This window comes from Nocardia sp. NPDC056611, from assembly GCF_042792755.1.
Lineage (GTDB): Bacteria > Actinomycetota > Actinomycetes > Mycobacteriales > Mycobacteriaceae > Nocardia.
In genome coordinates, this window is sequence record NZ_JBHTVV010000012.1 from 82,022 (window position 1) to 92,608 (window position 10,587).

At 66.3% G+C, this 10,587-nt stretch carries 6 protein-coding genes; 4 read left to right on the plus strand and 2 right to left on the minus strand.

Annotated features, from left to right (window positions below):
- Positions 1–6: 6 nt before the first annotated feature.
- Positions 7–6,132: an SDR family NAD(P)-dependent oxidoreductase gene (locus tag ACFRAQ_RS35560; RefSeq protein ID WP_379107450.1), complete on the minus strand. Its 6,126-nt coding sequence runs from the start codon at positions 6,130–6,132 to the stop codon at positions 7–9.
- A 566-nt stretch (positions 6,133–6,698) separates the two neighbouring features.
- On the opposite strand from ACFRAQ_RS35560, the gene ACFRAQ_RS35565 reads away from it, so the two are divergent.
- Positions 6,699–8,111, plus strand: coding sequence for a thioesterase domain-containing protein (locus ACFRAQ_RS35565; RefSeq protein WP_379107451.1), 1,413 nt, complete (start codon positions 6,699–6,701; stop codon positions 8,109–8,111).
- Positions 8,112–8,307: 196 nt separating this feature from the next.
- Here the strand turns inward: ACFRAQ_RS35565 and ACFRAQ_RS35570 are convergent, their stop codons facing one another.
- The gene (locus ACFRAQ_RS35570; protein WP_379107453.1) at positions 8,308–9,525 is read right to left on the minus strand and encodes a helix-turn-helix domain-containing protein; all 1,218 of its coding nucleotides are present in this window, start codon (positions 9,523–9,525) and stop codon (positions 8,308–8,310) included.
- Between the two features lie 181 nt (positions 9,526–9,706).
- Between ACFRAQ_RS35570 and ACFRAQ_RS35575 the strand changes: the two genes are divergently transcribed.
- The 3 genes from ACFRAQ_RS35575 (at position 9,707) to ACFRAQ_RS35585 (ending at position 10,457) form a co-directional block, all read left to right on the plus strand.
- Entirely contained in the window at positions 9,707–9,943 is a 237-nt protein-coding gene (locus tag ACFRAQ_RS35575; protein WP_379107454.1) for a hypothetical protein, read from the plus strand.
- 122 nt (positions 9,944–10,065) lie between these two features.
- Positions 10,066–10,212: a hypothetical protein gene (locus tag ACFRAQ_RS35580; protein ID WP_379107455.1), complete on the plus strand. Its 147-nt coding sequence runs from the start codon at positions 10,066–10,068 to the stop codon at positions 10,210–10,212.
- Complete coding sequence (locus ACFRAQ_RS35585; protein ID WP_379107456.1) at positions 10,209–10,457, plus strand: hypothetical protein; 249 nt, start codon at positions 10,209–10,211, stop codon at positions 10,455–10,457. Before ACFRAQ_RS35580 ends, ACFRAQ_RS35585 begins: the two co-directional genes overlap by 4 nt.
- The last annotated feature ends 130 nt before the right edge of the window (positions 10,458–10,587 follow it).

Consider the following 10,587-nt stretch of genomic DNA (forward strand, 5'->3'; position numbering starts at 1 on the left):
TCTCCCTCACTGAATAGGTCGGCTGCCGGCGCTCAGCTGCGTGAGCCATTGGTCTATGAGCTGTGCCGCACCGTGATCCGCGTCCACGGTCCGGACCGTGGACGCGGTCGACCACTCTCCTGCCGGCCACTCATCGAGGCTCTGACGCACGGGCGACGATCGCGTGAACTCGACGACGAGCGCCGCACAGTCCAGCGGCTTGTGTTCGATCTGCATCGCCAGGTCGAACCACCAACCGAATGCGGTCAACCGTGCGGTGGTGAGGCCGGCGTGGTCGGGAATTGTCGCGTCCAGCTCGAGCATGTGGCTCCCGAGGCCGTTCAATCGGCGTTCGTTCGCCTCGCGGGTGATGAGGCCGTCCAGGATGACCAGGCCCCGCAACCGGGCATTTCCCTGTTCCACCAGCCGAGCCGCCACCGCGTGGGCGATGTTTCCCCCTACCGAGTAGCCGCCCAGCACGAATTCGTCCTGGCCGACAGTGTCGAGGACCGTCTTGACAATGCTGCCGATGGCGGCGTCGAGCGATGCGGGGAGCGGCTCATCCGGAGCGTATCCCGACAGCGGGATGGCCGAGACCCGGCGGTGACCGCCCACCTGGGCGGCGAGCCGCGTGTACTGAACGGATCCCCCGAGGAATTCCGGGGCATTGATGAATACCAAGTGCGGCAGGACATCCCCGCCACTGACTCCGATGCCGGTCGGCATTCCCTCGGTGAAGTGGTCGAACCGCGGACGGAGTTTCGCTGCCGCTCGCAAGAGCGCCACACCCTGCGTGAACCTGTTGTCCGCGATCGCCTGCCGGATGACGCCGACCAAAGAGTCTTCGGGAGCAGCGGATTCCGCCGGCCGCATCGGCGCCGCCACGGTCTCCCCATCGGATCCGAGCAGTTCGTGCAGGATGTGCCGGGCGAGGGCGGCCGGGGTGGGGTGGTCGAAGATCAAGGTCGCGGGCAGTCGCAGTCCCGTGATCGCATTCAGTCGGTTACGGGCCTCGACCGCGGCCAGCGAATCGAAACCCAACTCCCGGAAGTTGCGAGCCGGATCGATCGCGTCGCGACCATCATGGCCGAGCACAACCGCCATCTGGTCTCGCACCACGTCCAGCAGCATCGGCAGTCGCTCGACGTCCGCCAGCGCTGAAACCCGCTCTCGCAGATCACCTCCCGGTTCCCGCGACAGCTCCAGCACCGAACGGCGGCCACTCGATACCAATCCCCGCAGCAGCGGGATCGATGTCCCAGCCCTGACCTGCGCATCCAGCGCCCGACGATCCAGCTGCGCCGCGACCACCGCGGCACGGTCCGTAGCGATCGCCGCGTCGAACAGCGCCAGACCCTGCTCGGTCGAGATAGGTGACAGCCCAACACGACTCAGCCGAGCGGTGTCGGTATCAGCGAGATGCCCGGTCATCCCGGTATCGGAAGCCCAGAACCCCCACGCGATCGAAGTCGCGGCCAGCCCCCTCGCACGCCGATGCTCGGCCAACCCGTCCAGGAACACATTCGCGGCCGCGTAGTTGCCCTGCCCCGCATTGCCCAACACACCCGCCATCGACGAGTAGAGCACGAACATCCCCAAATCCATACTGTTCGTCGCCTCGTGCAGATACCACGCGGCATCGGCCTTCGCCGCCAGCACCGGGTCCATCCGGTCCGGTGTCAGTGACGCGATCACACCGTCATCGAGCACGGCGGCCGCATGCACCACGCCCGTCACAGGGAACTGTTCAGGTACCGCCGCCAACAGCTCGGCCACCCCATCGCGAGTCGCGACATCACAGGCCACGATCCGCACCCGAGCACCCAGCTCGCCCAACTCCGTCGCCAACAGCGACGCTCCCGGCGCGGCCGCACCGCGGCGACTCGCCAACACCAGCGACCGCACCCCATGGTTCGTCACCAGATGTCGCGCCAGCACCGCACCCAAACCGCCCGTACCGCCGGTTACCAGCACTGTCCCAGGGCGGACGATCTTCCCGGAATCGCGGTCCGGAAAAGGTATCCGCGTCAGGCGGGCTCCATGCACGACACCGGCACGGATGACCACCTGGGGCTCGCCCGAAACCATGACTGCCGCCAGCGCTTCGGCGGTCAGCGCATCAGTGTCGGTGTCGACCAAGACGATTCGGCCGGGAGCCTCCGACTGAGCCGAACGCACCAGACCCCAGACCGCAGATCCTGCGACATCAGTGACGTCGTGCCCAGCCTGGCCGACCGCGCCACGAGTGACCACAACCAGGGTGCTTGTCGCGCATCGCAACTCGCCAAGCCAGGACTGCAACACGCCCAACATCTCGTGCGTCGCATCGCGGACCCGGCCCGGCACATCCTCGTCCGCGCCGGAACCGGCCACGCCACGGTCGAATACGACTACCGCGGGTACGGGTACGTCCTGGTTCTGCACCCGGTTCCCGAAAACCTCACCATCGGTGAAGGACTCGGCATCAACAAACGAGATGGCCTGCGCCGCGATGGGCGTCCACTGCACTCCATGCAACCCGTCCCGCGCCGAGACGGCGTCCAGCTGTGCGGCGGATACCTCCTGCACGGTCATGGACCGCGTCGTGAGCACCATCCGGCCGGACGCATCGGCGACCTGGATCGATACTGCGTCGATATCGCCGGGGACCGGACTGATACGCGCCCGCAGCAGCGACGCTCCGGTCGCCTGCAACGTCACCCCCTGCCAGCGGTAAGGCAACGTCACTCGTCCCGGATCGGGATCGACATCGACGAGTTGTCCGTGCAGCACCGACTCCAGCAAGGCCGGATGCACCGCGAACCGCGACACATCGGTCAGCGTCTCGGGCAGCTCGACCTCCACGAAAAGTTCCGCGCCGGAACGCCATACCGATCGCAACCCCTGGAACGCCGGTCCGTATTCGTAACCGGCGACAGTCAACCGGTCATACAGACCATCCATGGGCACGGCGACCGCGCCATCGGGCGGCCACACTGCCAGGCCCGAATCCGGTTCCGGCGCACCCTCGATACCCAACACGCCCTGTGCGTGCAGAACCCACATGCCGTCGGCGGCCTCGGCGCGGGAATACACCGACACCGACCGGCAGCGGAGCTCGTCGGCGTCGTCCACCACTACCTGCAACTGCATCCCGACCTCGTCGGGCAGTACGAGAGGCGTCAGGAGAGTCAGCTCCTGCAGCAGCGCGCACCCCACTTCCGCTGCCGCACGCAACACCAACTCCACGACAGCGGTCTCCGGCAACAGCACGAACCCACCCACGGCACGATCGGCCAGCCACCGATGGGTTGCCAGGCCGACACGGCCGGTCAGTACCACACCGCCCCCGTCCGGGGACGCCACCACCGCCCTCAACAGCGGATGATCAGCCGCCGACAACCCCAACGACGACGCATCCCCACCACTCGAGCCGCCATCCATCCAATACCGGCGCCGCTGAAACGCATACGTCGGCAAAGACACCCCGGTCCCCTGCGCAGGTCCCAGCAACGCCGCCCAATCCACGCCCACGCCGGACACTTCCAACTGCGCCGCCGACAGGAGGAGATCGTCCATGTCCCCCGCGTCACGTCGCAGCGAACCCACCACGGTCACGGGATCGGCGCCCACCCGAAGATCACACAGTTGCTCGATACCGACCGTGAGCAGCGGATGCGGACTGACCTCGACGAAGACGTCGTACCCGTCCTCCAGCAGGGCCTGAGCCGCTTGTTGGAAACGCACCGGTTCCCGCAGATTCCGGAACCAGTAGTCCGCGTCCAACTCGGTGCCGTCGAGCACACCACCGGTCACGCTGGACCAGAACGCCACGTGTGAGGATCCGGGCCGAAGTTCGGCCAGCACCTTCAGCAGTGGTTCGCGGAGCACGTCGACCTGCGGCGAATGGGAGCCATAGTCCACCGGGATCCGGCGTGCGTGAACGTTGTCGCGTGCACAGGCTTCCAGGAAATCCTCGAGCTGCGCTGCCACCCCGGACACCACCGTCGCCTGCGGGCCGTTCACCGCGGCCACCGACAATTCGTCGTATCCGGTCAGCAGTGTGGCGACTCGGTCGACCGGCAAGGACACCGCCGCCATCCCACCCTGCTCGGTCAAGGCGATCAACGCGGCCGACCGCAGGACCACCACCCGAGCGGCATCCTCGAGAGACAATGCCCCGGCCACACACGCCGCGGCGATCTCGCCTTGGGAATGACCCACTACCGCGTCCGGGACGACACCCACCGAGCGCCACAGCTCGGCCAACGACACCATCACCGCGAACAGCACCGGTTGAACCACGTCGACACGCTCCAGCGGCGGCGCTCCTTCCGCGCCCGCGAGCACGTCGAACAACGACCAATCCACCAGCGGCGAGAACGCGGCATCGCACTCGGCCATCTTCCGAGCGAACACCGGCGAGCGGTCCAGCAGCTGTCTCCCCATGCCCAGCCATTGAGCCCCCTGACCAGGGAATACCAGCACAGTTTTGCGTGACACCCCGGCCACGCCCGTCACCACGCCGGGCCTCGGAGTCTGCTCCAGCAGCGCAGTCAGCCCCGCGAGCAACTGTTCACGATTCGCACCCACCACCGCCGCACGGTGGTCGAACCGCGACCGCTGAGACACCAACGACCGCGCCACGTCGTGCGCGTTCATCGATGGGTCACCGGCCACGAAATCCCGCAGACGCCGCACCTGCCCGGCCAACGCCTCCGGCGTCCGGCCCGACACCACCCAGGCCACCGACCGGTCCCCACCGATCGCGGGATCGGTCACCGACTCCGGCGCCTGTTCGAGGATGACGTGGGCATTGGTGCCGCTGACACCGAAGGCCGATACCGCGGCACGACGCGGCCGGTCGACCGTCGGCCAGTCGCGTTGCTCGGTGAGCAGTTCCACCCGCCCTGCGGTCCAATCCACCTGTGTGGACGGTGTATTCACGTGCAGTGTCTTGGGCAGGATTCCGCGCCGCAGTGCCTGCACCATCTTGATCACCCCGGCCACGCCGGCGGCCGCCTGCGTGTGCCCGATATTCGATTTGATCGAACCCAGCCACACCGGCCGATCCTGCGGCCGGTCCTGCCCGTAGGTGGCCAGCAGCGCCTGCGCCTCGATCGGATCACCCAACGTGGTTCCGGTGCCGTGGGCCTCGACCGCATCGACCTCGGCGGCGGATATCCCGGTATTGGCCAGCGCGCGCCGGATAACCCGCTGCTGCGAAGGACCATTCGGTGCGGTCAACCCATTGGACGCACCATCCTGATTGACCGCGGTGCCTCGAACCACCGCCAGCACCTGATGCCTGTTGCGTTGGGCATCGGACAATCGTTCCAGCACCAGCACGCCCGAGCCTTCACCGAACGCTGTCCCGTCGGCGGCGTCGGCGAACGGCTTACACCGACCATCCGGCGCCAACCCCCGCTGCCGGGAAAACTCCACAAACGTTCCCGCGGTTGCCATCACGGTGACGCCACCGGCCAGCGCCAGCGAACATTCCCCCGCACGCAACGCGGCCACCGCCTGATGCAACGCCACCAGGCTCGACGAACACGCCGTATCCACCGACACCGCAGGGCCTTCCAACCCCAACGCATACGACACCCGGCCCGACGCCACACTGGGCGCGGCGCCGGTCAACCGATACCCCTCCGACCCATGATCAGCCCCGAGTCCGACTATCCCGCCATAGGTCTGCCCCATGACACCGACGAACACGCCAGTGTCACTGCCACGCAACGAATCCGGCTTGATGCCCGCCCGCTCCAAAGCCTCCCACGCCGTCTCCAGCAGCAGCCGCTGCTGAGGATCCATCGCGATCGCCTCTCGCGGACTGATCCCGAAGAACTCCGGATCGAAATCGCCCGCCTCGTAGACGAACCCGCCCTCCCGCACATACGACTTTCCCGCCACCCCCGGCTCCGCGGAGAACAAGCCCGACTGATCCCACCCACGATCAGAGGGCCACGCCGACACCACATCACGACCCTCGGCAACCAGACGCCACAGATCATCCGGCGACTCCACGCCTCCCGGAAAACGACACCCCATACCCACGATCGCTACCGGCTCCGAGGCTTGCTGCGTCAGCTCCCGCAGCTTGGCCCGGCTTTCCTGCAGCTCGGCTGTGACCCGTCGCAGGAGATGTTGCAGCTTCTGCTGATCGACCATTTTGGAACCCCTATTCCAAAGAGCAAGAACCCAATCCGGATAAAGACATGGGTATACCGAACTCGGCGTTCAACAAAGCGGCAGTCTCATCAGCTGTCGTCGAATCAAGATAGGTCAACCGAGTCGAATTCGACTAGGTGATGAATCCGCTCGAGATCTCCGGAAAGTCCAGCGAGTACCTGGCTTCCGAAGTCGGAACGCCATCCGGATCGACCTGCGAGATCGGCTCGAGCTCAACAGGACCCGTGGCGAGCATCAAGTCGCACTCGACTTCCGTCCGCGCCATTCGCTCGGCATTGCCGTCGCCCGGTTCATCCGCCCCACCCTCACTAGCTGACTCGCCCAGTGCTTCTCAGCATCATGCAAGAACACGTTCTAGTCAAGCGATGGACGGCGCCAGTTCCTCGTGGCATGCTGGCGACGCGCCGTGGAGCAGGGACGAGTGCTCCCGGAGCTAGTTCATTGCGGACCGTCAGCGAGGCACTGGCAACGCCATACATGCCAGTCGCAGTAACAGGTTCTACACCTCGGGGGGTGCCGCAGCCGCAATCCTGAAAGAAGCAGCCATGAATGAGAATCACACCGTCGAGTGGTCCACATTTCCCGCTCCCGCGTCATTACCCGAAGTGGCGCCCTGCGACTGGACGGAAGCGCTGAACGGGCCCGATATCGACAATACTCAGGTCATAGTTCTGGACTGCCGCAGAGACGAATCCGGTGCGCTCCCAACGGATACGCACGCCATGACCCAGAAGGTGTCGGACGCTTTGCGGTCCTGGTCCGGACAACAACGCTTCGATGCCAGTACCTTCCTGGTGCTCACGCGCGGCGCGATTTCGGTATCGGCTGACGAGGTTGCGGACCCGACGGGATCGGCGATATGGGAGCTGGTGAAGTCGGCTCAATCCGAGAACCCGGGGCGGATCATTCTCGTCGACACCGACTCCCTCGACAAAGGTCTCGGGGATTTGTTCGGGCTCATGGCCGTACGGAACATGACCGTCACCGCGGTCGCCAGCGGCGAACCGCAACTCGCCATACGCGGAGCCACCCTGTTCGCGCCTCGACGCAACGGGGTCGGACACGCCCCCGACCGGGCCACCGTGGCGAGCGCCCCATCCACGGAACCATCTATTGTCCGCATGTTCAGACAGGCGGTCGCCGACGACAGGTTCGCCGACGGCTTGGAGTTCCTCCTCGCGGCTGCGCAACTCCGCCCGGCGTTCGACCATTACACCGAGGGAATACCGAAGGGCATCGGACTCAGCGGAGGAACGCCCCACAACAGTGGCGGCGATACCCTGCCCCACGTGGTATTGATCTCCACCCCGGCATTCCTCGGCGGATATATTCAGTACATTCTGCTCGCCGCCCATCTGGGTGGTCATCGCCGCGTCTCGGTCATCCCGCTCTCGGGATATGAGCCGGATGAGCCCTTGCCGGCGTCGCTCGACGCCGCCATCGACAGTATCGGCAGGACCGTCCTCGACACCGTCGGTGACGACGAATTCGTCCTGGCCGGCATGTCGGGAGGGGGAAACCTCGCCCACGCCACCGCAGCTCGATTGCTGGAACAAGACAACACCCGGTTGCGCGGATTGATCATCTTCGATTCCTTCATCGCCCGGGAGGCGAACGAGCGCCAAATGGGAACCGCGAGAGACGCCGTGGTCGATACGGAAGCCATGATTCCCGACCTCGCCGGCTTCACCACCGAACGCTTGACCGCACTGGCCTGCTGGCTCGACCTGTTGCTGCAACTCGAGTATCAGCCTGTCGAATGCCAGGCGCTCGTCATCAAATGCACGAAACCGTCACCGACGCACAACCTCAACGAGTGGCCCATCGAAACATGGTCAACCGAACAGACTGTCCAGACCGTGGACACGGAACACGTCGCACTGTGCAGCACCGAGGCGCATACGACCGCCCAGATCGTTGACCAATGGTTGCGGCAGTTGAGCCCAACCAACGGCTAACCTCGTCCGCTGTCCGTCGGTGCGGCCAGCTGAAAGGAATCCCCGTCCCGCACCGAAATCGATGGCCTCCACTTCCATCCCTCGACCCAGAGTGACACCGTCCTCGCGAACGCCAGGATGGTGCCGCTGTGGCGGTGGGCCAGAAGGCACACCGAATATCGTTCTGATCTGTAGGTATTCGAGACCGTGGATTCGGTCAGGCGGGGACGACGCCTACGCGCTGTGCCAGCTTGCCCAGGTCTCCGCTCGTGAGATCCCGCTTCGCCGTGCGCATCATGTGCCCGACCAGCTCACGTACGGGCGGCATGGTGCGGACGTGCTGGGGTGCGGCGTGCTCGGCCCGAAGCAGGGAGTGCATCGACTCGCGGTAGTCCTTGCGCATGGCGTGTGCCTTGCCGATCTCCACGAAGTACTGCGCGCGCCGCCCTTCATTGGGTAGATCCGCGGGTTGCAAAGTCGGTGCGAGCGCGAGTACTTCGCTCGGCTCACGGCGTTCCATCGCCGCCGACATCCGCCACAGCGCCACATTCGCCGGGCCGAACGATTCATTGCGCGCCACAGAGGTATTCGGCCGGGCGCTGCGCAGCCTGCCCGCCGTCTCCGCCGCCTCAGCCAGATGGGGCTCCGGATCGCCACCCAGGGTCGCCGCGACCATCGACGCCTGGAGGTGCAGCATCCCATACGTCTCGATCTCGCCCAGCGTGCGAACCTCGGCGGCGATCCGCTCCGCCGTCTCTGTCGCCGTGGCCAGGGCGGCGGGCAGAGCACCCGGGCGCGACAACATGATCTGTGCCCGGCTGAATGCGGCGGCGGCGATCGGCGCGGCCCCACCGATATGGTTCGCCGCCCGCTCCGCCTCCAGCGCCGCTGTCCAAGCGAGTGCGTGATAGCCGCGCGCTCGTAACGCGGAGGCGATGCCATAGGCCACCGTGCCCAGCACGTCCCAGGCCCGCTCCGTCTGGTCGGCCTTGGCCTCACCGACGTGTCGGTAGGCGTCGGTGAGCATCGGGACCAGCATCGGCCCGAGCGTCGCGTAATCGCAGTTGTTGCGCAGCTTGGTGGCCCGGTGTGCGTCCGCCGCAAGCTGATCCAGGGTGCGTGGCGGGCGGGTGTCCGTGACGTTGCCCCGCGTCCACAGGACCGTTTCCAGATCCGGTACGGCGGTGTGGAATTCGGCTGTGGACGGGTCCAGCTTGTCTTGTTCGTGCCCGGTCAGATCACCCAGGGTCACGCCCAGCGCCGCCGCCAGGGCCAGCAGGGTGCGTCGCGAATCCACCGGGCGCTCACCGGATTCGTACTTGGCGATCGCGCCGCGTGAGAGCCCCGTCCGGTCGGCCAGCACCTGTTGCGTGATGCCGCGCCGCTTCCGGATCGCCTTGACTCGTTGCCCGATGAACAGATCTTCGCCGGTCATATGCCCGCTCCCTCCGTACCCCTGACAGAGCTCAGATTACGTGCGTTGGCAAGCCCTTGTCCCGCAGCGGGACAAAGTCACCTGACCAGGGTGTCAAGGTCAAACGGTGGGTATCCGCAGCCGGTCCACCTGGCGTTCGGTACCCGCCCTACAGACGCATTGGCGACCAAAGGGGGTAGCTATGGCAACCGGGTCCATGGCGGAGGCGGCGGTGCTGGGCGTGCTCGCGCCCGGCGGGATGTTGACCGCCGCTCAGATCAGCGAACAGGCCCAGATCACCGGGTGGTCGGCCCGCCGGGCGATCGGGCAGCTGGAATCACGCGGCCTGGTGACGGCCGCCCCGTACGCGTCCCGCTGGTCGATTACCCCCAGGGGACGCGCGGCCTGGACCACGAAGTTCCGCAGGTACGCCCGATGAGCCGCCGAAAGGCGCGGCCCGCAAGGCAATCCGGACCGCCCAGTATCGAACCCGAAGGCCGCTACCTCCAGTGCTCGGATGGGTCGTGGTTCGTGGTTGGGGCGGACGGGTGGCCCGTGCCGATGGATGAGTACCTGGCGCAGCTGCGCGAACTGGCGGCCGACGTCACAGCCCTCGAATCTCTGGGCGTGGCCGCCGCCGACGCGCCGAGCATGAATGAAATCACCTGTGGTGCAGAGGATTCCGAGCGAGAGGAGTCAGAGCGATGATCACCTACCTGGTCCACCACGAGACCGCCCTGTTCTGGGGATGGATGCTGGCGTTCCTGATCCCCGGCGCGGCCCTGCTCCGCGCCGCGCTCTGGCCGCAGCGAATGCCCCCGGAGAACAGCGGCGCGATCAGGGCACGGATCGAACGGGAGCGCTGGACCCCCGCCCCCGACCAGACCCGACCATGGCCGGTGACAGCCACAAGGCCCGCCCGAAGGCCGGCGTCACATCGCAGCGCAGCCTGATATCGCCCAGACAGACGAACGCCCCGCCGGGACCTGGCGGATTCTAGGAGTCGTTGCAACACAAGTTGATCAACTGGCTTCGGCCAGGAGCTTAGCCAGACGCTGGGCTGGGGTCTCCCAATCCAGCGTT